This is a genomic window from Brachybacterium sp. SGAir0954, assembly GCF_005490785.1.
Lineage (GTDB): Bacteria > Actinomycetota > Actinomycetes > Actinomycetales > Dermabacteraceae > Brachybacterium > Brachybacterium rhamnosum.
Genome location: NZ_CP027295.1, coordinates 3,281,957 through 3,301,352, shown reverse-complemented (window position 1 = coordinate 3,301,352; position 19,396 = coordinate 3,281,957). Strand labels below are relative to the sequence as shown.

18 protein-coding genes are annotated in these 19,396 nt (G+C 73.7%); 10 read left to right on the top strand and 8 right to left on the bottom strand.

The genetic code is table 11. The features are described from left to right. Nucleotides 1-70: 70 nt before the first annotated feature. Nucleotides 71-1,633: a long-chain fatty acid--CoA ligase gene (locus C1N80_RS14860; RefSeq protein WP_137771487.1), complete on the top strand. Its 1,563-nt coding sequence runs from the start codon at nucleotides 71-73 to the stop codon at nucleotides 1,631-1,633. Between the two features lie 19 nt (nucleotides 1,634-1,652). On the opposite strand, the gene C1N80_RS14855 is transcribed toward C1N80_RS14860, so the two are convergent. Together C1N80_RS14855 and C1N80_RS14850 are read right to left on the bottom strand one after the other, a co-directional pair. Beyond that, the gene (locus tag C1N80_RS14855) at nucleotides 1,653-2,069 is read right to left on the bottom strand and encodes a rhodanese-like domain-containing protein (RefSeq protein WP_137771486.1); all 417 of its coding nucleotides are present in this window, start codon (nucleotides 2,067-2,069) and stop codon (nucleotides 1,653-1,655) included. A gap of 74 nt (nucleotides 2,070-2,143) precedes the next feature. Continuing rightward, nucleotides 2,144-3,670 (bottom strand): DEAD/DEAH box helicase, encoded by a 1,527-nt coding sequence (locus C1N80_RS14850; RefSeq protein WP_137771485.1) that lies wholly within the window; start codon nucleotides 3,668-3,670, stop codon nucleotides 2,144-2,146. A 246-nt stretch (nucleotides 3,671-3,916) separates the two neighbouring features. Between C1N80_RS14850 and C1N80_RS14845 the strand changes: the two genes are divergently transcribed. From C1N80_RS14845 to C1N80_RS14820, 6 genes are all read left to right on the top strand, one after another. Further along, nucleotides 3,917-4,921, top strand: coding sequence for a LacI family DNA-binding transcriptional regulator (locus C1N80_RS14845; protein WP_137771484.1), 1,005 nt, complete (start codon nucleotides 3,917-3,919; stop codon nucleotides 4,919-4,921). A 140-nt stretch (nucleotides 4,922-5,061) separates the two neighbouring features. After that, nucleotides 5,062-7,014: a glycoside hydrolase family 2 protein gene (locus C1N80_RS14840; protein WP_137771483.1), complete on the top strand. Its 1,953-nt coding sequence runs from the start codon at nucleotides 5,062-5,064 to the stop codon at nucleotides 7,012-7,014. Nucleotides 7,015-7,238: 224 nt separating this feature from the next. After that, complete coding sequence (locus tag C1N80_RS14835) at nucleotides 7,239-8,228, top strand: GNAT family N-acetyltransferase (RefSeq protein WP_137771482.1); 990 nt, start codon at nucleotides 7,239-7,241, stop codon at nucleotides 8,226-8,228. A gap of 100 nt (nucleotides 8,229-8,328) precedes the next feature. Beyond that, nucleotides 8,329-8,706 (top strand): GntR family transcriptional regulator, encoded by a 378-nt coding sequence (locus C1N80_RS14830; protein WP_137771481.1) that lies wholly within the window; start codon nucleotides 8,329-8,331, stop codon nucleotides 8,704-8,706. Continuing rightward, entirely contained in the window at nucleotides 8,703-9,599 is an 897-nt protein-coding gene (locus C1N80_RS14825; protein WP_137771480.1) for an ATP-binding cassette domain-containing protein, read from the top strand. Before C1N80_RS14830 ends, C1N80_RS14825 begins: the two co-directional genes overlap by 4 nt. Beyond that, nucleotides 9,596-10,273 (top strand): hypothetical protein, encoded by a 678-nt coding sequence (locus tag C1N80_RS14820; protein ID WP_137771479.1) that lies wholly within the window; start codon nucleotides 9,596-9,598, stop codon nucleotides 10,271-10,273. Before C1N80_RS14825 ends, C1N80_RS14820 begins: the two co-directional genes overlap by 4 nt. 12 nt (nucleotides 10,274-10,285) lie before the next feature. Here the strand turns inward: C1N80_RS14820 and C1N80_RS14815 are convergent, their stop codons facing one another. Continuing rightward, the gene (locus C1N80_RS14815) at nucleotides 10,286-10,951 is read right to left on the bottom strand and encodes a DUF1345 domain-containing protein (RefSeq protein ID WP_168198127.1); all 666 of its coding nucleotides are present in this window, start codon (nucleotides 10,949-10,951) and stop codon (nucleotides 10,286-10,288) included. 37 nt (nucleotides 10,952-10,988) lie between these two features. Between C1N80_RS14815 and C1N80_RS14810 the strand changes: the two genes are divergently transcribed. The 3 genes from C1N80_RS14810 to C1N80_RS14800 are packed head-to-tail and all read left to right on the top strand — an operon-like array spanning nucleotide 10,989 to nucleotide 13,785. Next, nucleotides 10,989-11,969, top strand: a complete 981-nt coding sequence (locus C1N80_RS14810; protein WP_137771477.1) for a ribonuclease HI family protein — start codon at nucleotides 10,989-10,991, stop codon at nucleotides 11,967-11,969. Then, nucleotides 11,966-13,174, top strand: a complete 1,209-nt coding sequence (locus C1N80_RS14805) for a DUF418 domain-containing protein (RefSeq protein WP_137771476.1) — start codon at nucleotides 11,966-11,968, stop codon at nucleotides 13,172-13,174. The genes C1N80_RS14810 and C1N80_RS14805 overlap by 4 nt, the downstream gene beginning before the upstream one ends. Continuing rightward, nucleotides 13,171-13,785 (top strand): DUF4031 domain-containing protein, encoded by a 615-nt coding sequence (locus C1N80_RS14800; RefSeq protein ID WP_137771475.1) that lies wholly within the window; start codon nucleotides 13,171-13,173, stop codon nucleotides 13,783-13,785. Before C1N80_RS14805 ends, C1N80_RS14800 begins: the two co-directional genes overlap by 4 nt. On the opposite strand, the gene C1N80_RS14795 is transcribed toward C1N80_RS14800, so the two are convergent. The 5 genes from C1N80_RS14795 to C1N80_RS14775 all read right to left on the bottom strand — a co-directional run bounded on the left by C1N80_RS14795 (nucleotide 13,722) and on the right by C1N80_RS14775 (nucleotide 19,168). Continuing rightward, a complete protein-coding gene (locus C1N80_RS14795) occupies nucleotides 13,722-15,269 on the bottom strand; it encodes a HAMP domain-containing sensor histidine kinase (RefSeq protein ID WP_240811158.1) in 1,548 nt (515 codons plus the stop codon). The two genes, C1N80_RS14800 and C1N80_RS14795, sit on opposite strands and share 64 nt — an antisense overlap. A gap of 52 nt (nucleotides 15,270-15,321) precedes the next feature. Next, the gene (locus C1N80_RS14790; protein ID WP_137771473.1) at nucleotides 15,322-16,038 is read right to left on the bottom strand and encodes a response regulator transcription factor; all 717 of its coding nucleotides are present in this window, start codon (nucleotides 16,036-16,038) and stop codon (nucleotides 15,322-15,324) included. 54 nt (nucleotides 16,039-16,092) lie between these two features. Then, nucleotides 16,093-16,548: a lipopolysaccharide assembly LapA domain-containing protein gene (locus tag C1N80_RS14785; RefSeq protein ID WP_137771472.1), complete on the bottom strand. Its 456-nt coding sequence runs from the start codon at nucleotides 16,546-16,548 to the stop codon at nucleotides 16,093-16,095. Between the two features lie 93 nt (nucleotides 16,549-16,641). Continuing rightward, entirely contained in the window at nucleotides 16,642-18,306 is a 1,665-nt protein-coding gene (locus tag C1N80_RS14780) for a DNA repair helicase XPB (protein WP_137771471.1), read from the bottom strand. A gap of 100 nt (nucleotides 18,307-18,406) precedes the next feature. After that, the gene (locus C1N80_RS14775) at nucleotides 18,407-19,168 is read right to left on the bottom strand and encodes a hypothetical protein (protein WP_137771470.1); all 762 of its coding nucleotides are present in this window, start codon (nucleotides 19,166-19,168) and stop codon (nucleotides 18,407-18,409) included. Between the last annotated feature and the right edge of the window lie 228 nt (nucleotides 19,169-19,396).

The window sequence follows — 19,396 nt, the reverse complement described above, 5'->3', positions numbered from 1 at the left end:
CAGGGCCGACATCGACGCGGCCCCGCTATCGTGTGGCCACCCTGACACCGTCGTCCGTGGAGGAGAACCCATGTACAACCTCGCCGTCGCCCTCGAGGACAGCGCCCGCACCGTCCCCGACCACCCGGCCCTCGTGCTCGGGGAGACCTCCCTGACCTACGCCCAGGTCGACGCCGCCGCGAACCGGGTCGCCCACCTCCTGGTCTCCCTCGGCGTGGTCCCCGGGGACCGTGTGGTGCTCAGCTGCCCCAATCTCCCGCAGTTCCCGATCGCCTACTTCGGCATCCTCAAGGTCGGCGCCGTCGTCGTCCCCATCAACGTGCTGAGCAAGCCGCGCGAGATCACCTACTTCCTCGACGACGCCGAGGCCGTCGCCGCCCTCTGCTTCGAGGGCACCGAGGAGCTGCCCATCGGCCGCTTCATGGTCGAGGGCGCCCGCGAGGCGGCCCGGCCGCCGCAGGTCGTGCTCATGACGGCGGATCCGGCGACCCCCAGCCCCTACGAGGGCGTGCCCACCCTCGCCGCGGCCGTCGCCGAGCTCCCCACGCGCTTCGAGACCGTCCAGCGCCGCGAGACGGACACCGCCGTCGTGCTCTACACCTCCGGCACCACCGGCCGTCCCAAGGGCGCCGAGCTCAGCCACTCCAACCAGCTGATGAACGCGCTCACCTGCAACCGGCTGTTCGACTCCAAGCCGGGGGCGGACACCCACCTCGTCGCGCTGCCCCTGTTCCACACCTTCGGCGCGACGGTGAACCTCACCTCCGGCTTCTCGCTCGGGGCGACCCTCGTGCTGCTCCCCCGCTTCGACCCGCAGCAGGCTCTCGACCTCCTGCTCGCGCACCGGGTGACCGTCTTCGCCGGCGTCCCCACCATGTGGTGGGCGCTGCTGCGGCAGCTCTCCGCAGGTGGCGGAGAGGGGATCGCCGAGCGTCTCACCGAGCACCTGCGCCTCGGCGTCTCCGGCGGGGCGCCGCTGCCCGTGGAGATCCTGCGCGAGGTGCGCGAGCGCCTCGGCATCTCGATCATGGAGGGCTACGGCCTCTCCGAGACCTCCCCGGTGGCGAGCTTCTCCCTCGCGGACCGCCCCCGCCCCGGCTCGATCGGGCTGCCGGTGTGGGGCGTGGAGATGGACCTCATCGACCCGACGGACCCCGACTGGGGCCGGGTCGAGGGGGCCGACGCGATCGGCGAGATCATCGTGCGCGGCCACAACGTCATGACCGGCTACCTCCGCCGCCCCGAGGAGACCGAGGCCGTCCTCCGCGACGGCTGGTTCCGCACCGGTGACCTGGGCCGGCGCGACGAGGAGGGCTTCTACTACGTCGTGGACCGCTCGAAGGACATGATCGTGCGCGGTGGCTACAACGTGTACCCGCGCGAGGTGGAGGAGGTGCTCATGGGCCACGAGCAGGTCTCCCTCGCCGCCGTGGTGGGCGTCCCCCACGACCGGCTCGGCGAGGAGGTCCGGGCCCACGTGATCCTCGCCGACGGCGCGAGCATCGGCGTCGAGGAGCTGACGGCATGGGCCAAGGAGCAGATGGCGGACTACAAGTACCCGCGCGAGATCGTGCTCGAGACGCAGCTGCCGATGACGGCGACCGGCAAGATCCTCAAGCGCGAGCTGCGTTGAGCACCGGCCGGGCGGGAGGTCAGTCCACGTACCGGTCCGGCTCCGCGGCCACCGGCAGCCCGGCCGCCGCATAGGCGCGGAAGCCGCCGCGCAGGTCCGTCGCCCGGTGGAAGCCGAGCGCCCGCAGGTCCCGCGCCGCGAGCGAGGAGTGATAGCCCTCGTTGCACACCACGACCACCTCGTCGTCGTAGCCCGGACCGCCCGGCATCCGCCATGCGCCCTGCGGGTCCAGGCGCCACTCGAGGACGAGCCGCTCCACGACCACCGCCCCCGGGATGTGACCCTCCGGCTCCCGGGTCACGGCCGAGCGCACGTCGAACACGTGGGCGCCGCGCGCGATCGCCGCGGGCAGCGCCTCCGGCTCGACGGGGCTCGCGCCGGCGCGGGCCTCGGCGAGGACCTGGTCGATCGAGCGGGGCGGGGTCTGCTGCGGCATACCGCCCACCATAGGGGAACGGCCTCGGGCCGGTGGCGGTGCCACTGGCCCGAGGCCGTTCGTGCGAGGTCGGATCAGCGGCCGCGACCGGAGGAGAAGGCCGCGAGGCCGCCGCTCGGCCGCTCGCCGCTCGAGGTCGAGTAGACGCCGGAGGAGCCGCCCTGGCGACCGCCCGAGCGTCCCTGACCGCCGGAACGGCCCTGGCCGCCGGAGCGTCCGCGACCGCCGGAGCGACCGCTCTGCTCGCCGTCGCCGCGACCACCATGCTCACGATCGCCGCCCTGGCCGCGACCGCCGCGACCGCGACCGCGACCGCCGCCCTGACCGCGACCGCCGCCCTGGCCGCGACCGCCGCGACCGCCCTGGCCGCCACCGGAGGAGGCCTGCTGCGGCTGCTCGCCGGAGGGCGCCTCGACGGGGGAGTCGGAGATGATGCGCTCGCCCGGGGCGAGGTCGCGCAGCACGTCGCTGCTCACGCGGACGCCCTGGTGGTGCGTCGGGCGGATGTTCGCCTTCCGCATGAGGTCGTGGACGTCCTTCTTCTGGTCCGGCGTCTGCACCGTGATGACGGTGCCGCTCTCGCCCGCGCGGGCCGTGCGGCCCGAGCGGTGCAGGTACGCCTTGTGCTCGACCGGCGGATCGGCGTGGACCACGAGGCCCACCTCGTCCACGTGGATGCCGCGCGCGGCGATGTCGGTGCACACGAGCGTCGAGGCGGTGCCGTCGCTGAAGGCCTCGAGGTTGCGGGTGCGGGCACCCTGGGAGAGGTTGCCGTGGAGCTCCACGGCGCCCACGCCCTGGGCGCGCAGCTTGCGGGCCATGTTCTTCGCCCCGTACTTGGTGCGGGTGAACATGATGGTGCGGCCGGGGGCGGCGGCGAGGTCGCGCAGCACGTCGAAGCGGTCGTTCGCGGCCACCTCGAGCACGTGGTGCTCCATGGTGCCCACGGGGCTCGTCGCCGGATCCGCGGAGTGGGTGACGGGCTCGTGCAGGAACTCCTTGACGAGCTTGTTCACGCCGGAGTCGAGGGTCGCGGAGAACAGCATCCGCTGGCCCTTCTTCGGGGTCGCGGCGAGGATGCGGCGCACCATCGGCAGGAAGCCCATGTCGGCCATGTGGTCGGCCTCGTCGATGACGGTGATCTCGACGCCGCCGAGGTCCGCGTGGCCCTGGCCCATGAGGTCCAGGAGGCGGCCCGGGCAGGCGATGAGCACGTCGACGCCGCCGGCGAGCGCCTGCACCTGCGGGTTCTGACCCACGCCGCCGAACACGACGGTGCTGCGGAGGCCCACGGCCTTCTCGAGCGGTCGCAGCGACTCGGCGATCTGGGAGGCCAGCTCGCGGGTGGGAGCGAGGATCAGGGAGCGGGGGCGGCGCGCGGAGCGGCGACGCGGGTCGGCGAGCAGCCGCGCGACGAGCGGCAGCAGGAAGGCGTAGGTCTTGCCGGAACCGGTGCGGCCACGGCCCAGCAGGTCGCGGCCGGCGAGGGAGTCCGGCAGCGTGGAGGACTGGATGGGGGTGGGGGTCGTGATGCCCTGCGGGGCGAGGGCGGCGACGAGGTCGGCGGGGACGCCGAGCTGGGCGAAGTCGGGGGAGGTCAACGGGTATCCGTTCTGGAGGTTCGTTCCGCCCGGCGCGTCAGGGAAGGGATCTCCGGGACGCGGCCTCCGGCCGGCGCTGTCACCACCGCGTGCGGGTGGGACCTGTGCCGCGGCGGGAGGACGGCACGCTCCATCGACTCTAGGCCCTGCGACGCCCCAGGTCACCGGAGCGGCCCCCGCTTGTGACATATCCGTGCGGCCCACCGCTCATGGGATGATTCCGGCAGCACGAACGAGGAGGCCGACGTGGCGCGCAGGGTGAGCATCAAGGACGTGGCGCAGCGCGCCGGGGTGTCCTGGAAGACCGTCTCGAACGTCGTCAACGAGCGGCCGGTGGTGCGGGCGGAGACCCGTGACCGGGTGCTCGCGGCGATCGACGAGCTGGGCTACGTGCCCAACGCCCTGGGTCGTGACCTGCGCGGCGGCCCCACGCGCACGCTCTCCCTCGTCGTGCCGGAGCTGCAGAACCCGTACTTCGCCCGCCTCGCCGAGCGCATGCAGTCCGCCGCCCGTGAGCGTGGCTGGACGGTGAGCGTCGAGGTGTCCCTGCACAGCCCGGAGACGGAGCTCGCCCACGTGCGCGGCCTCGTGCGCCGGCCCGTGGACGCCGTCGTCATCTCGCCCTCGGCGCTGGACCCCTCGGTGCTCCCGCACCGCGAGGGCGGGCCGCGCCTCGTGCTGCTGGGGGAGCTGCTGCCCGCCTCCCGCGAGGTCACCCACGTGGTGATCGACAACGCCGCCTCCGCGGCCGACGTGGTCCGTCATCTCGTCGCCGAGGGCCGCTCGCGGCTGTTGTTCCTCGGCGCCGAGTCCGCGGTGCGGTCGACGGCGACGGACCGTCTGGCGGGCTTCCGGGCGGCGGTGCGCTTCGCGGAGCTCCACCCCGATCAGCAGCTGCAGCGGGAGGCCCCGGGCTGGACCCGCGAGGCGGGGCGGGACGCGCTGCTCGCCGTGCTCGAGGAGGGCCTGCGCTTCGACGCCGTGATCGGCGGCAACGACCTGCTCGCGCTCGGCGCGCTGCATGCGCTGCAGGAGCGCGGGCTGCGGGTCCCGGAGGACGTGGCCGTCGTGGGCTGGGACGACATCGCGGAATCCGCCTGGTCGCGACCGGGGCTGACGACGATCGCCCCGGACCTCGACGCCCTCGTCGACGCGGCCCTCGACGCGGCCCTCGCGGAGGACGGCGCGGGCACCGAGCGGATCGTGGCGCACCGGCTGGTGGTGCGCGGCTCGAGCAGCGCCGGCGCCTGAGCGGGCGCCCTGGACGGCGGCGCCGCCGTCGGCCCCAGTCCACGCCGGGATTCCCACGTTGCAATCCTGTGGCGGTTGCGGTGGAATGGTCCCCGGCGTCACCCGCACGCCCCCGATCACCGTCGATCCCAGGAGTCCTCGTGACCACCACCCCCGCGCTGCCCGAGCAGCTGGCCGCTCTCTTCGCCCGGGCGGACGCCCTCGCCTCCGCGCTCGACGCCCCGCTCTCCGAGGCGGCCGACGTCCCGCGCCCCGAGCACCCGCGCCCCCAGTTCCACCGGGCCGCCTGGCTGAACCTCAACGGCACCTGGCAGTTCGAGATCGACCGCGGCGACACCGGTCGCGAGCGCGGACTGATCGAGCGCGAGCTCGAGCGCACCATCACCGTCCCCTTCGCCCCGGAGACCGCCGCCTCCGGGATCGGCGAGCGGGAGTTCCTCGAGGCCGTCTGGTACCGCCGCACGATCACGGTCCCCGCCACCTGGGAGGGGCTGCGGCCCGTCCTCCACCTCGGCGCCGTCGACCACGACGCGACGATCTGGGCGAACGGCCAGGAGGTCGCCCGCCACCGCGGCGGCTTCACCTCCTTCGGCGTCGACCTCTCGACCGTCCCCGGTGTGGGCCCCGGCGCCGAGGTCACCCTCGTGATCCGCGCCCGCGACCCGCGCGACGCGGCCCAGGCCCGCGGGAAGCAGTCCACCTGGTTCCGTCCCACGCACGCCAACTACCCCCGCACCACCGGGATCTGGCAGACGGTCTGGCTCGAGGGCGTCCCCGCGCACGAGATCCGCACCGTGCGCATCACCCCGTCGCTCGCCTCGCACTCCTTCGCTCTCGACGTGCCCCTGAATCGCGCCGTCCCCGGCACGAGCATCGAGGTGGTCGCGAGCGAGCCCGGCGGCGGCGAGATCGCCCGCACGAGCGTCCGCGCCGACCTCGACCTCGCGCCCCACCTCGAGCTCACCATCCCCGAGGACGCCGTGCGCCTCTGGGGCCCCGGCACCCCCGAGCTCTACGCGCTGACCCTCACGCTGCGCGGGGCCGACGGCGCCGTGATCGACGAGGTCTCCTCCTACGCGGGTCTGCGCTCCACCACGCTGAGCGGCCACGAGTACCGCATCAACGGCGAGAAGGTCTTCCAGCGCCTGGTCCTCGACCAGGGCTACTGGGAGGAGACCTTCATGACCACCCCGGAGGACTCCGCCTTCACGACCGACATCCGCCTCGCCCTCGAGGCCGGGTTCAACGGCGCCCGCCTGCACCAGAAGGTCTTCGAGGAGCGCATGCACTTCTGGGCGGACCTCCACGGCTACCTCACCTGGGGCGAGTTCGGCGACTGGGGTGTCTCCGGCCGCGGGCCCGACGGCGACAACCAGCAGCCCACCGCCTCCTTCATCGGGCAGTGGGTCGAGGCCGTCTCCCGCGACCGCAACCACCCCTCGATCATCGGCTGGTGCCCGCTGAACGAGACCCACCAGCTGCTCCACGACCGCCTCACCCAGCTCGACGACGTCACCCAGGCGATGTACGACGCGACCAAGCTCGCCGACCCCACCCGCCCCGTGCTCGACGCCTCCGGCTACTCCCACCGCGTGCGCGGGGCGGACGTCTACGACTCCCACTCCTACGAGCAGGACCCGGAGCGCTTCCGCGTCGAGCAGGCGGGCCTCGCCGAGGGGAAGCCCTTCGCGAACCGCCGCGACCTGGGCCCGGACGACTACCCCTACGCGGACGGCGGCTTCTCCCTGCCCTACGCCGGCCAGCCCTACTTCGTCTCCGAGTACGGCGGCATCTGGTGGAACGAGGAGGAGGCCCGCCGGGCCGCGGAGGCGGAGCGCGCGGGGAACAATGCCGCCGAGTCCTGGGGCTACGGCCAGCGCATCGCCTCCGAGGAGGAGCTCTACGAGCGCTTCGAGGGCCTCACCCGTGTGCTGCTCGAGGACCCGCGCATGTTCGCCTACTGCTACACGCAGATGACGGACGTCTTCCAGGAGAAGAACGGCATCGTCGACTTCGAGCGCGGCCGCAAGCTCGACCTCGCCCGGCTCCGCGCCGTGCAGGAGAAGGCCGCCGCGTACGAGCAGGAGGGCTGAGCCCGGGGGCGGGGCTCTCCCTCGTCTCCCTCGTCTTCACCACCATCACGAACCTGCTCAGCCGGGAGCAACAGGTGGCCTGCTTCCGCAACGCCGACGCGCCGCTCGCCCGGCTTCAGCGGGAGTCGCGCTGGGCAGACTGGGACGCTCCGCCTTCACCGTGGACTCCCGCAGCCATGTGAGCGTCGACAGGAAGCCGGCGAAGGGCTCCCTAGAATGAGCCGGTGAACGTCGCCGACGCCCCCGTGACCTGGTCCGCCCTGAGCGCCGCGGACGTGCCCGCGCTGACCGCCCTGCTCAACGCGATCGACCGCCACGACGAGCTCGGCGAACCCGTCGAGGAGCCGAGCATGCACGAATGGCTCCGCACCCCGCGGCTCGACCTCGAGCATGACACTGTCGCCGTGCGCGCGGGCGAGGAGCTGATCGGCTTCGGGCTCGTCACCGTCTCCGCCGCGCCGGACCGCGACGGTCGTGCCCGCGTCCAGCTGAGCGGCGGCGTGCACCCTTCCCACCGGCGCCGAGGTCACGGCACCGGGATCCTCGGGCGGATCGAGACCCGCGGCGCGGCGATCGCCGCCGAGCGGCACCCGGGCGTCCCGGCCGTGCTGCGCACGGGTGGTGGCCGGGACCCCCGCTCCGGCGGCGACGCGGGCACCGGCGGGGCCGACGTCCGCCCCGTGCTCGAGCGGCGCGGCTACCGCCGGGTGCGCTCCTGGCTCGAGATGGAGCGCGGGCTCCCCGGCGTCGTCCTCGAGGTGCCCGCCCCGGAGGGTGTGGAGCTCGTGGCCCCGTCCGCGGAGCGCAGCGAGGCCGTGCGCCTCGCCCACGTCGCCGCCTTCGCCGACCACTGGGGCTCCACGCCGATCGACGCCGAGACCTGGCAGCTGTGGACCACCTCGCACACCGCGCGCCCGCAGCACAGCACGATCGCCGTGGACGCCGATGGCACCGTCCTCGCCTACGCGATCACCTCCGAGGACCGTCCCGGCGTGCTGCACGTCGCCCTCGTCGGCACCCGGCCCGAGGCCCGCGGGAGAGGACTCGCCCGCGCCGTCCTCGCCCGCACCCTCGCCTCCGGCGCGGAGGCCGGTTTCACGGGCGCGCAGCTCGAGGTGGACGCCGAGTCCCTCACCGGCGCGACCCGGCTGTACGACGCCGTCGGCTTCCGCCGCGCCCACGTCTACGCGACCTACGAGCGCCCCGTCGGCTGAGGTCCGGCCCGTGCCGCACGATGCCGCTTGACGGAACCGCTCTCACTGTTCATAGTGTCTATGAACAGTGAGAGCGCTTGGCGGGGGCGGGGTGAGGGGCATGCATATCCAGCTCGACCCCTCTGCGCCCGAGCCCCTCTTCGAGCAGATCCGTGTCCGCCTGGCCGAGGCGATCCTGCGCGGTGACCTCGCCCCGGGGGAGGCGCTGCCTTCGATCCGGGTGCTCGCGCGCGACCTCCGGGTCAGCGTCATCACCACGACCCGCGCCTACAACGAGCTCGTGGCCGACGGCCTCGCCGACGCCGTGCGCGGCAAGGGCGTCTTCGTGCGCGCCCAGGCCGAGGACGAGCTCCGCGAGCGCGCGCTCGAGCGCATCGACGCCGCCTTCGCCGACGCAGCCCGCACCGCCCGCACCGCCGGGATCCCCTCACCCGAGCTCCGGGACCGTCTCGCGCGGGCCCTCGAGGAGGAGCGATGACCCCCACCCCCGCCGTCCGTGTCGAGCACCTCGCCGTGGACCTCCCGCATCTCCGCAACAGGTTCCACGACCCCACCCGCGCCCTCGAGGACGCCGACCTCCACGCCCCCGAGGGCATGATCACCGCGCTCGTCGGCTCCAACGGGGCAGGGAAGACCACGCTGCTGCGTGCGCTCGTCGGCGCCGTGCGCCCCGTCGCCGGCACGATCGAGGTGCTGGGCAGCACGGTCGGGCCGGCCGAGCTGCCCGCCCCTCCCGGCGTCGCACTGGTCCCCGACGAGCCCCTCCTCCCCGGGGAGTGGCACGCCCGGGACGTCGTCGCCCTGCATCGCCGACTCGGCGACGACTTCGACGGGCAGGCCTTCCTCGAGATGCTGGGCAGCAACGGGATCCGCCCAAAGGCCATGATCCGCTCGCTCTCCGCGGGCCGGGCCACGATCTTCTCCCTCGCCCACGCACTCGCGACAGGCCCCCGGCTGCTGCTCCTCGACGAGCCGCTCGCCCGGCTCGACCCGCTCGCCCGGGCGACGCTGATCGACCTGCTCCGCGACCTCCTCGCCGAGGACCCCTCGCGTTCGATCGTCCTGTCGACCCACGATCTCGAGGGGATGGACCGCTTCGCCGACCACCTGATGGTGCTCCATGCGGGACGGACCGTGCTCGAGGGCGCCGTGGACGAGCTGCTCGAGGAGCACGTCGTCGCGACCTCCCCCATGGCCTCCGAGGCACCGCCGGGGACCAGGCCGCTCGGGGCGAGCGGCGCCGCGGAGCTGCTGATGCGCAGCGAGGACGCCGTGGGATTGCCGTCGAGGACCGCCCTGCGCACCCCGGACCTCGGGGAACTGGTCCGGCTCACCCTCGCCGCGCGCACCACCACCGGAGCCGTCCGATGACCACGACCGCACCGCGCACCGCGCGTCACGAGTCCCCGTCCCTCCGCGCCCTCCGGCTCGACCTCGTCCTCCAGCGTCCCGTCCTGTGGTTCGGCGGCGCGCTCGCCCTCGTGGTGCTGCTGCTCGCCCTCGGCGGCATCGCATTCGTGGGGGTCGTGCCGATCCTCATGGCGGTGGGCGTCCCGGTCGCCTTCGGGGCGCGGGAGCCGCTGCGCGAGGCCGCCCTGCGCGGGAGCCTCGGGATCGGCCGGGCCGCCCACGTGCGCGCCCGCACCGGGCTGGTCCTCGCCCTGCAGCTCCTCCTGCTGGCTCTCGCGGCGATCGTGATCCTCCTGCACGCGCACCATGTTCCGTACGACGACGCGATCGTCACCCGGCCCCTCGGACCGGATGCGGTCATGTGGGCGGGGGCCGTGCTGTGGTCCCACATCTGGGTGGGCCGGGACGCGCTGCACCACTCCTCGACGGTGCTCTGGGCCCGCGCGAGCATCTCCTACGCCTGCTTCTACGTCGCCGCGATGGTCGGCATGGGCATCCCGGTGGTGGTGGCGGGACTGCTCGGAGCCGGGGTCTTCGCGGTCCCGATCGGGACCGCGATCGGGGCGGTGGTCGTGCTCGGCGGCGCCCTCGCCGTGCTGCGGTGGCGCTCGCGGGTCTGGGCCCGCACCGCCTGAGCCGGGGAGCGCTCAGCCCGCCGGGCTGAAGAAGCCCGCCACGAGGTTCACCGCCGCGGCCAGCAGGATCGTGCCGAAGGCGAAGGAGATCACCGCGTGGCGCCACGCGATCATGCGGATCGCGCGGTCGGAGACGTCGTTGTCGGTGACGCCGTAGGTCATGCCGATCGCGTAGCTGAAGTAGAGGAAGTCTCCGAAGGTCGGGGCGTCGGCACCTTCCTGGTCGACGTCCTGATGGAAATCGATGCCCGACTCCTCGAGGTAGTACCGGTAGGCGTAGTGCAGGGCGTAGGTCTGCTGGATGCAGGCCCAGGCGCCGAACACCCCCACGAGCGTGATCACCGAGCCGATCGTGCTGACGGCCGCGCCGCCCGCCCCGAGGTGCAGGGTCACCATCGTGATCACGGCGAGCACGCACAGCGCCGCGACGAGCGCCTCGTCGGCGACCGGCCGCAGGTCCTCGCGGCGGGCGTTCGCACGAGTCCTCTCCGCGTCCATCGGCAGGACCGCCGCGAGCGAGGACACGAGGAACACGACCTCCGCCACGGTCACCCCGGTCATCGCGGCGAGTGCCGGACCGGCGAGCAGTCCCGTCAGGACCGCGGCGACGGCACCGATCAGGGCGCTGCCGAGCAGGCGGCGGCGCGGGGAATGCCACAGCGACGACAGCGTGCTCACGGCGGGTGTCCCTCCTGGCTGTGGAACGATGGCGGCCATGACGATCACCGCTGCGGCCGACGGCTCCGCCCTCGGCAACCCCGGTCCCGCCGGCTGGGCCTGGTACATCGACGAGGGTACGTGGCGCGCGGGCGGCTGGCCCCACGGCACGAACAACATGGGCGAGCTCAAGGCCGTCCTCGACCTCCTCGAGGCGACGGCGGTGGACGCCGATCAGCACCTGCACGTGCTGTGCGACAGCCAGTACGTCATCAACTCCGTGACGAAGTGGATGCCGGGCTGGAAGCGCAAGGGCTGGCGCAAGAAGGACGGCAAGCCCGTCATGAACGTCGAGCTGCTGCAGGCGATCGACCGCGCCCTCGTGGGCCGCAGCGTCGAGTTCGAATGGGTCAAGGGCCACGCCGGCCATGCGATGAACGAGGCGGCGGACCGCCGCGCCAACGCCGCCGCGACTGCCTACTCCAAGAAGCAGGATCCGGAGGTCGGCCCCGGCTACCGGGGTGCGGGCGGAGGGCCGACGGCGGCTCGCGTCGGCCCCGCGTCCGCCCCCGCAGCGCCCGCTGCGCCCGCGGTGGACGACCTCTTCAGCCTCTTCGACGAGGCAGGACCCGGCGACGCCCCCGCCCCGCCTGCCCGCTGCGGCGCGCCCGAGGGCACGGGCCCGGACCCGACCCTCGGCACCGTCCTCGAGCAGGTCACCGCCCACGAGCTCGCCCTGCTCGACGACCGCCTGCGCTCCGACCCGCCGAGCGCCGCCGCCCTCCTGCACCCCCGGTTCTCGGAGATCGGCGCGAGCGGCCGCGCCTGGACCCGCGAGGAGATCCTCGAGGAGATCGGCCCGCTCCAGGGCGTCGAGGCGGAGGACCTCGTGGCCGACGAGATCGCCCCCGGCGTGGTCCTGCTGACCTTCACGACCCGCGACGCCGACGGCGCACGGGTGCTGCGCAGCTCGCTCTGGCTGCGTGAGGGGGACCGCTGGCTGCTGCGCCACCACCAGGGCACCCCCGCCGCCCGGTGAGCGTCGGCTCGGTCCCGCTCGCGCAGCGCGCGGCCGGGCCGGACCTCGCCCGCGGCGCGGCACTCCTGGGCATCGCCCTCGCCAACACCGTCGGCTGGCTCCACGGCGACCGCTGGACGGTGCTGCTGAAGCAGACCCACGCCTCCGCCGGGGACCGCGCCGTGGACGTGCTCGTCGCCCTGCTCGCGGACAACCGCGGCTTCCCCCTGTTCGCGCTGCTCTTCGGCTACGGGATCGGCATCATGCACCGCCGGTCCCTCGCGGCGGGGGAGCGGCCGGGCCGCTTCGCCCTGCGCATGCTGCGCCGCTTCACGGTGCTCGGCGCGATCGGCATGCTCCACGCGATCCTGCTGTTCAGCGGGGACATCCTCGTCTCCTACGCGGTGATCGGCACCGCCTGCGCCCTGCTCGCGACCCGGGGCCGCCTCGCCCTGCTGCTCGCGGCCATGGTCTGCCTCGCCCCGCTCGGGCTCTGGGGCTGGGTCGACGCGACCATCGCCCTCGGCGGCGGGGACGGCTACCCGACCGCCGCGGCGGGCAGCTGGGGCGAGGGCGTCACGCTTCGCGCGCACGAGGCGCTGCGCTCCCTCGCCTTCGCCCCCGTCGAGCAGATCGGGCTGCTCGCGCCGATGGCGCTCGGCGCGGTGGCCGCCTCGCTCCGGCTGCTGGAGCTGCCCCGCGAGAACGCGGACCAGCTGCGGACGCTCGCCCGCTGGGGCGTGCTCGTGGGCCTCGCGGGCGCCGTCCCGCTCACCGCCGTGCTCGTCCTCGACCCGCGGCAGGAGGTGCTGGGCGACGAGGTGGTGCTCGGCGTTCTCGGGGTGCTGCACCAGGTCAGCGGGCTCGCCGGGGCGGTCGGCGCGGCGGCGCTGTGCGCACTGGTCGCGGATCGGTGGGGGAGGAGCCGCGCGCTCACCGCGCTCACCGCCCTCGGGGCGACGGCCCTCAGCGCCTACGTCGCGCAGTCGCTCGCCGCCTCCCTGCTCTTCCCGCCGTACATGCTCGACCTCGGCGCACGGCTCGGCTCCGCCGGCGCCTCCGCGATCATGGCGCTCACGTGGCTCGTGACCCTGCTGGCGGCGGCGGCCTGGCATCGCACGGGCCGCCGCGGACCGCTCGAGGCGGTGCTGCGCCGCCTCGCCGGGTCCGCCACGCCCGCCGGCGCCCGTCGGAGCGCCGATGCGAGTAGCGTCGGCGCACGATGACCGTCCTCGCCGACACCCCGCGCTGGCCCCGCCACGGCTTGCTCTGGGGGCACCTGATCTCCGATGCCTCCCTCGAGGAGCTGCACGCGGCGGCGGCACGCTGCGGCCTGACGCCGCGCGCCTTCGACCTCGACCACTACGACTGGCCCGAGTCCGCCCGCGGGGACCTCGAGGCGGCCGGCGTGCGCTTCGTGAGCGCCGGGGAGCTCACCCGGGCGCTCCTGCGGTCGGGGCTGCGCGTGCCGCTGCGGGACCGGGCCGCCGCCCGTGCCCGGCGCACCGCCGAGCACGCCGCGGACCTCGGCCTCGAGATGGTGCCGACGGATCTCGTGCTCGGTCCGATCGGCCATGCGGATCCGCTGCCCCCGGCAGGTCAGGCACCGGCCGGCGCGTTCCGGCTCTCGCAGGAGGCGCCGGGCGGCGCGCCCCGCGTCGAGGCGCACGACGCCGCCGGCCGGCAGGCCGCGCAGGAGATGCTCGCCCTGCTCGACGCACACACCCGGGACCGGGGCGCGCCGGGCTTCACCGGACAGGTGCTGAGCCTGCCTCAGGACTCGCGGCCGGGATCCTCGGAGTCGGCGGACGGGGAGTCGGTGAGCGGGCGCACCTGATCCGGGGTCGAGAGGTGCTCCTCGTCCACGGTCGCCGCCTGCAGCTCCACCCAGAAGGTCGCGCCGCCGCCGGCGGTCTCCATGACCCCGATCGTGCCGCCGTGCTGCTGCACGATCGTCGCCGCGATCGAGAGGCCGAGCCCCGCGCCGCCGCCCTGGGACGCGATGCGCACCCGCGAGGAGTCGGTGCGGTAGAAGCGCTCGAAGACCTTCTCCCGCTGGTCCGCCTCGATGCCGTCGCCGTGGTCGCGCAGCTCGAGCCGCACGGTGCCGCGGGTCGTGGTGCCCGCCGCGATCTCCACGGGGGAGCCCTTGGGCGTGTGCCGGTTCGCGTTGCCCACGAGGTTGAGGATCACCTGGCGCAGGGACGCCTCGTCGCCGAGCACGCCCACGCTCTGGTGCGGGGAGACCGGCAGCGGCACCCCGGCGAGGTTCACGACCATGACCTGGCGGCTCGGGTCCAGCGCCCGGAGGTCCTGGGCGGCGTCGAAGAGCGCGTCGGAGAGGTCCACGGGGGCGAGGTCCAGCGTCGGGTTCTCGTCGAGCCGGGCCAGGCGCAGCAGGTTCTCCACGAGGGAGCCCATGCGGCGGGCCTCGTCCTCGATGCGGCGCATCGCCTGGGCGACGTCCTCGTCCGAGCGCAGGGCGCCCATCCGGTACAGCTCGCCGAAGCCGCGGATCGCCGCGAGCGGGGTGCGCAGCTCGTGGGAGGCGTCCCCCACGAAGCGGCGCATCTTCGCCTCGTTGCGCGTCGCGTGCTCCTCCGAGTCCGACTGCGCGGCGAAGGCCTGCTCGATGCGCACGAGCATCTCGTTCAGGGAGATCGCGAGGGCGTGCACCTCGAGGCTCGTGTCGGTGACGGGCACACGGCGCGAGAGGTCGCCGCCGGCGATCTGGGAGGCGGTCGCCTCGACGTCCTGCAGCGGCTCGAGGGAGCGGTGCGCCATGTAGCCGCCGAGCCCCATGCCCGCGAGCACCACGAGGGTCCCCACGAGCACGATGATCAGGGCCATCTCGTGCATGGTGCGGTCCACGCCCGTGAGCGGCAGCGCCACGTAGACGGTGCCGCCGTCGGGCCCCGTGTTGACCATCGCCGCGACCCGCCAGCGGTTCTCGGCGGAGTCCAGCACGGTGAACGGCTTCCCGCCGCGGTCCAGGATCTGCTGGTCCGTGAGCTGCGGGAAGGTGACCGTGACGTCGTCGTCGTTGTAGAGGAAGACCTCGTGGACGATCGACTCGCCCTGCTCGTTGCGGATCTCCACCGCGTACTCAACGGGGATGTACCCGGAGCGCGCGGACGGATCGTCCTCGGAGATCTCCTTCTGCGCGAGGGAGAGCATCTCGCCCATGCCGGAGTGCAGGTTCGAGTCGACCGACTGGATCAGGGTCCGGTTCAGGAGGAACAGCGAGAGGCTGCCCGTGATGACCGTGCCCGCCACGAGCAGCAGGGAGATGAGCGCGACGATCCGCGTCCAGAGGGACACGGGTCGCTGCGCTCGGAGGGTCGGGAGGGCCACGGGAGCTGCGGGGAGCGGGTCAGCGGGACTCGGCCGCGCGGAGCACGTAGCCGATGCCGCGCTTGGTGTGGATCATCGGGTCGCCCACCACGTCGACCTTGCGGCGCAGGTAGGAGATGTAGGACTCGACGATGCCGACCTCGCCGGACCAGTCGTAGTCCCACACGTGGTCGAGGATCTGGGTCTTGGAGACCACGCGCCCGGCGTTGAGCATGAGGTAGCGCAGGAGCTTGAACTCGGTGGGGGAGAGGTCGATCGCGACGTCGCCGCGGTAGACCTCGTGGGAGTCCTCGTCCAGGCGCAGGTCGCCCACCACGAGGGCGCTCTCGACCGCGCCCTCCGCGGCGCCGTGGGTGCGGCGCAGCACCGCCCGGATGCGGGCCACGACCTCCTCGAGGCTGAAGGGCTTGGTGACGTAGTCGTCGCCGCCGACGGTGAGGCCGTTGACCTTGTCCTGCGTCTCGTCGCGCGCGGTGAGGAAGAGGATCGGGTACTCCTCGCCGCGGTCGCGCAGGCGGCGGGTGACGGTGAAGCCGTCCATGTCCGGGAGCATCACGTCGAGCACGACGAGATCCGGCTGGTGCTCGGTGGCCTCACGGATCGCCTCGTTGCCGGTGGACGCCGTGAACACCTCGAAGCCCGCGAAGCGCAGCGACGTGGCGAGCAGGTCGCGGATGTTGGGCTCGTCGTCGACGACGAGCAGTCGGGCCTCGTACTCCTGGTCAGCGGTGTTCATGGCGCCCACCGTCCTCCCTCAGCCTGGGAATCGGTTGGACGTCCGCTGGACGGATCAGCGGACGGCGTTCTGGATCTTGGTCTGGGTCTTGCGGAGCTTGCGGATGGTCCAGCTCAGCTGGAAGATCCGCACGGAGCCCACGAGCGCCATGACCAGCGCGCCTGCGATCGCCGCGAGCAGCATCGCCACGCCGAGCGGGAGATCGAACTGCGCGCCGAAGTACTCGAAGGTCGCCTTGACGTTGTTCTGGATCACGAAGATCAGCAGCAGGATGAGCACCACGGCGCCGAGGATCAGCGCGATCCAGATGCCGGCGGTCTTGCCGCCGCCGGTCTTGACGTCCTCGATCTCCGGGGTGCGGGGCTGCTCGGAGGTCTCCGCACGGCGGCGCGGCGCGGGCGCCGGCTCCGCGGGCCGGGAGACGGGCTCGGTGCCCGCGGTCGGGGTGGGATCGATCGGCTGGGGATCACGCGCGACGGGATGGTCGGTGCTCTCGGGTCCGGTGCTCATGGCTCGCTCCTGGGGAATGGGTGCGGGGGAAGGGATGCGATCTGGCGCCACTGTATCCCCGCCCCCGGTCGCGGGCGGGCAGGTGGGGCGGGGTCAGCCGGCGTCGGCCGCACGCTCGGGGGCGGCGAGGTCCTCGCCGTCCACGATCGTGTACGCGTAGCCCTGCTCGGCGAGGAAGCGCTGACGGTGCGCGGCGAAGTCCTGGTCCTGCGTGTCCCGCATGACCACGGTGTAGAAGTGCGCGGTGCGGCCGTCGCCCTTGGGGCGCAGCAGGCGCCCCAGCCGCTGGGCCTCCTCCTGCCGCGAGCCGAACGCACCGCTCACCTGGATCGCGACCGAGGCCTCCGGGAGGTCCACGGAGAAGTTCGCGACCTTCGAGACGACCAGGCGGTCGATCTCGCCGCTGCGGAACGCGGCGAACAGCTCCTGGCGCCGGCGCACGTTCGTCTGCCCCGTGATGAGCTCCGAGCCCAGGTGCGCGGCGATCTCCTCGAGCTGGTCGAGGTACTGGCCGATCACGAGCAGCGGCTCCCCGGGATGCCGGGCCGCCAGCCGCTCGACGACCGGGATCTTCGCGGGGTGCGCGGCGCCCAGGCGGGGACGGTCCTCCGGCTCCGCCATCGCGTAGGCCATGCGGTCCTCCGCGGGCATCGCGACCCGCACCTCGGTGCAGTCCGCGGGGGCGATGTAGCCCTGCGCCTCGATGTCCTTCCACGGGGCGTCGTAGCGCTTGGGGCCGATCAGCGAGAACACCTCGCCCTCGCGGCCGTCCTCCCGCACGAGGGTCGCGGTGAGCCCCAGCCGGCGCCGGGCCTGGAGATCCGCGGTCATCCGGAACACGGGCGCGGGCAGCAGGTGCACCTCGTCGTACAGGATCAGACCCCAGTCGCGGGCGCTCATGAGCTCGAGGTGCGGGTGCACGCCCTTCCGCTTCATCGTGAGCACCTGGTAGGTGGCGATCGTGACGGGACGGATCTCCTTGCTCGCGCCGGAGTACTCGCCGATCTCCTCCTCGGTGAGGGAGGTGCGGCGCAGCAGCTCGTCGCGCCACTGGCGGGCGGAGACGGTGTTCGTCACGAGGATCAGGGTGGTGCGGCCCATCGCGGCCATCGCCCCCGCGCCCACGATCGTCTTGCCCGCGCCGCAGGGCAGGACGACCACGCCGCTGCCGCCGTGGCGGAAGCCGTCCACGGCCTCCTGCTGGTAGGGGCGCAGCGACCAGCCGTCCTCCGCGAGGGCGATCGGGTGCGCCTCGCCGTCGACGTAGCCGGCGTGGTCCTCCGCGGGCCAGCCGAGCTTCAGCAGCGCCTGCTTCAGGGCGCCCCGCTCGGAGGGGTGCACGGCGGAGGTGTCCTCGTCGATCCGGGCGCCGACCATGCCCTGGACCCGCTTGGAGCGCAGCACCTCCTCGAGCACGGGGCGGTCCGTGGTGCGCAGCACGAGGCCGTGGTGCGGATCGGCCTCGAGGCGGAGGCGGCCGTAGCGGTCCATGGTGTCCGCGACGTCGAGCAGCAGCGCATGCGGCACCGGGTAGCGGGAGTGGTCCACGAGCGCGGCGACGACGGACTCGGCGTCGTACCCGGCGGCGCGCGCGTTCCACAGGCCCAGGTCGGTGATCCGGTAGGTGTGCACGTGCTCGGGGGCGCGCTCGAGCTCCGCGAACGGGGCGATCGCCGCGCGCGCCGCGGCCGCGCGCTCGTGGGCGACCTCGAGCAGCAGGGACTTGTCGCTCTGGACGATGAGGGGGCCGTCGGTCATCCCGCCAGGCTACGCCGGGCAGGAGGCCGACGGCCCCCTCACGTGGCGCCCCTCTCGGGGCGCCCCGGGATCGGCCGACGGGACCGGCCGAGGTGAGTCCTCAGGCGCTGCGCAGGTCCGGGAGCTCCCGGCCGCTCAGGCGCTCGAACATCCCCAGCTGGAAGAGGATCGTGAAGGGGACGAGCGCGATGACCGTGATGATCAGCGACCCGGCGACGGAGCCGATCACGGAGAGCACGAGCCACGCGACGATCGTGGTGACGAGGTTCGCGCGGACCAGCCGCACGCTCTGCTTGAGCGCCTCGACGGGGGAGGCGCCGCGGGCGGCGGCCGGGATCGCGTAGAAGAAGGCGATCGAGGCGACGAGGCCCGGCAGGTAGAGCAGGAACGTGCCGATCGTGACGATCACACCCATGAGCAGCGCGGTGAGCATGATCCGGCCCGGGCCCACGAGGGCCTGGCCGATGCTCGGGCGGCCGCCCTCGAGGATCAGCTCGCCGGCGCGGCCGGTGCCGGACTCCCACAGCAGCATGATCGGCACGAGGAGCAGCAGGATCCCGAACATGATCGCGTAGGCGGCGACGAACATCCCGAGCTCGGGCTCCGCGTACGGATCCGAGGGCATCGCGTTGACCATGTAGACGGCGAGCCCGGCGATCGAGGCGCCCACCACGATCAGGGTCAGCAGCCCGTAGACGGCGCCCGCGACGAGGAACGCGGCGGGGTTGCGCAGCAGGGAGCGGCCGGCGAAGGCGAGGGCGGCGCCGAGGTCCGCGCCGAGATCCGTCCCGGGGCGGGGCCCGGGAGCCTGCGGGACGGGCTGCTGCTGCGGCGCGCCGGGAGGCGGCGGGACGGTGGACATGGTGGGTCTCCCCTCGGAGGGCGTCGGATTGTGAGCGGCGACACCGGCGGACCCCCGGCCACGGCCGGTTCCCCACGCCGTCGGCGCAGGAAGAGCCTCGGTGACGGCCCCGCGCGCGGCGCAAGCGGTGGCACGCTCCGACACAGGACCGCCGAGGTCCCTAGAATGGTCTGCGATGCCCCGGGGCGGGGCGCGCGACGCACCGCGGACGCGGCGACCCTCCCCGGT

Coding starts and splice junctions, on each gene's coding strand:
- C1N80_RS14810 (WP_137771477.1), top strand. CDS start 10,989: ATGACGATCACCGCTGCGGCCGACGGCTCCGCCCTCGGCAACCCCGGT.
- C1N80_RS14800 (WP_137771475.1), top strand. CDS start 13,171: ATGACCGTCCTCGCCGACACCCCGCGCTGGCCCCGCCACGGCTTGCTC.
- C1N80_RS14790 (WP_137771473.1), bottom strand. CDS start 16,038: ATGAACACCGCTGACCAGGAGTACGAGGCCCGACTGCTCGTCGTCGAC.
- C1N80_RS14820 (WP_137771479.1), top strand. CDS start 9,596: ATGACCACGACCGCACCGCGCACCGCGCGTCACGAGTCCCCGTCCCTC.
- C1N80_RS14855 (WP_137771486.1), bottom strand. CDS start 2,069: ATGCCGCAGCAGACCCCGCCCCGCTCGATCGACCAGGTCCTCGCCGAG.
- C1N80_RS14830 (WP_137771481.1), top strand. CDS start 8,329: ATGCATATCCAGCTCGACCCCTCTGCGCCCGAGCCCCTCTTCGAGCAG.
- C1N80_RS14785 (WP_137771472.1), bottom strand. CDS start 16,548: ATGAGCACCGGACCCGAGAGCACCGACCATCCCGTCGCGCGTGATCCC.
- C1N80_RS14860 (WP_137771487.1), top strand. CDS start 71: ATGTACAACCTCGCCGTCGCCCTCGAGGACAGCGCCCGCACCGTCCCC.
- C1N80_RS14780 (WP_137771471.1), bottom strand. CDS start 18,306: ATGACCGACGGCCCCCTCATCGTCCAGAGCGACAAGTCCCTGCTGCTC.
- C1N80_RS14825 (WP_137771480.1), top strand. CDS start 8,703: ATGACCCCCACCCCCGCCGTCCGTGTCGAGCACCTCGCCGTGGACCTC.
- C1N80_RS14775 (WP_137771470.1), bottom strand. CDS start 19,168: ATGTCCACCGTCCCGCCGCCTCCCGGCGCGCCGCAGCAGCAGCCCGTC.